The following is a 1,688-nucleotide window of genomic DNA, read 5'->3' as shown; positions in this document are numbered from 1 at the left end:
CCATGAAGTGCCTGCCTGCGTCTGTTAGCCGAACGCCCCGCGCATGGCGCTCAAATAGCAGGACACCAAGGTTATCCTCCAGCGCTTTCACACGCGCGCTGACGCTCGACTGGCTGATACCAAGTGCCTTGGCCGCATGCCGAAAATTCAGATGCTCGGCGACGGCGATGAACTGAACAAGGGAAATGAGCGGTATCCTGCCAGACAGGATACCGACATTCACGAGGTTTCGATGGTTAGTGCGCCGCATCGGAGCGGGCCTGCTACCAGTCGTCGGTTAGACGACTGGCGACTTCTCGGTGGCAGCCCCACGGAGCCGAAGGAGCACCAGCCCCAACGAAACCAGTACCGCCATCGCCGTGGCGTAACAGATCACGGGCCACGCTGTGTCACCGTTTAAAAGTGCCACCGCCAATGTCCCGACAATGCTGACTATCAGGCTTTGAACGCAGAAGTAGAACGCGACCGCTGATCCCGCGATGTCGTCGAACTCTGCCAAAGCGCCGTTCGCGGTAACGGACACCGTGAAGACAATACCGACCGCGACAACCCACATCGGTAGGATGAAGGTGAGGAATGACGGCGAGCCGTAAAGTTCGCCGATCCCCAACAGGACCGCTCCGCAAACAAGCAACGCCATCCCACGCGCCACGCATCCTGCGATGCCCCATCTGGCGACAAAGGACTTCGCGAAACGGGTTGTCACGATCATTACAAGCGCGACAGTGGCGAAGGCAAAGCTGAATCCGATCTCGGAATATTCCGCTTGGCCTATGAGCACACGGGGAGCCGTCGAGAAGAAGACGAAGTAGGTGCCCATACCGGCGCTAAAGCCGACAGTGTAAACCCAAAAAGCCGGACTCGCGAAGATCGGCAAGACAGATCGGCGCGTCTTGACTTGATCCAGAGGGCGGGTTTCGTGCCACCTGAAACCCGCATTTAGGAGTGCGAGCATCGCCAGTATAGCCAAAGTAATGAATATCGCCTGCCATCCCAAGAACTCGCCGATCAATACTCCGGCGATAGGGCCGAGCGCAGGCACGAACGCCAGCATCGAACTGAAAAGGCCGTAGATGACGACACCCTCAGGACGGTTGGCATAAACGTCGCGAACCGTCGCGAACGTCGCCACCAGCATGGCCGACGCGCCCACTGCTTGAAGTAGACGGAAAGCGACAAAGGCCGGTGCAGTTGAAGACCAAGCTGCTCCCAGAGACGCAATGACGAAAGCCGTTGCGCCCGCAAGTAGAATTGGCCGTCGCCCGATTCTGTCTGAGAGCGGACCAAAAATCACCTGGCCCACGCCGAGCATCACCATATAGAGGCTCAACGTGAGTTGGATCATAGCGGGCGTCGTGTTCAGGATGCCGGGCATCGCTGGAACGACAGGGAGATAAATATCCATCGCCAGTGAAGCGAGGATGTCGAAAGGAGCCATCAGCAGCAGTGCTGCCGGCAGCGTATAGGCCCACGCGGGGCGTGTGGTGGTCATGACGAATCAACCCTCGATTAAGGAATACCGGGCGACGTCTGCTCGTCAGCAATCAGATGAGACTAGCCTTACAGAGCGCCGCAACAACAATACTGGTTGTTGCGGCTTACTTGTCTGCTGACTTGGAATTTCCCATCTGATTACTCCACGCTTACGAATATGAATTGCTACATTTTATCCGATTATCTTTTGCTTC

Annotated in this window: 2 protein-coding genes; both read right to left on the bottom strand. The window is 57.0% G+C overall.

What is annotated here, in order from left to right:
* Positions 1–250 (bottom strand): LysR family transcriptional regulator (locus FTU03_RS15755; protein WP_130234736.1); only part of this gene is annotated, 250 nt, incomplete at its 3' end.
* A 27-nt stretch (positions 251–277) separates the two neighbouring features.
* Positions 278–1,492: a chloramphenicol/florfenicol efflux MFS transporter FloR gene (floR, locus tag FTU03_RS15750; protein WP_000214122.1), complete on the bottom strand. Its 1,215-nt coding sequence runs from the start codon at positions 1,490–1,492 to the stop codon at positions 278–280.
* Positions 1,493–1,688 lie beyond the last annotated feature (196 nt).

Source organism: Acinetobacter sp. YH12046 (assembly GCF_013419905.1).
GTDB lineage: Bacteria > Pseudomonadota > Gammaproteobacteria > Pseudomonadales > Moraxellaceae > Acinetobacter.
Note: the sequence above shows the minus strand (reverse complement) of the source record. Positions and strands in the feature narration are given on the sequence as shown.

Excerpts from the sequence above, each read along its gene's own strand:
- floR (WP_000214122.1), bottom strand. The coding sequence starts at position 1,492 with ATGACCACCACACGCCCCGCGTGGGCCTATACGCTGCCGGCAGCACTG.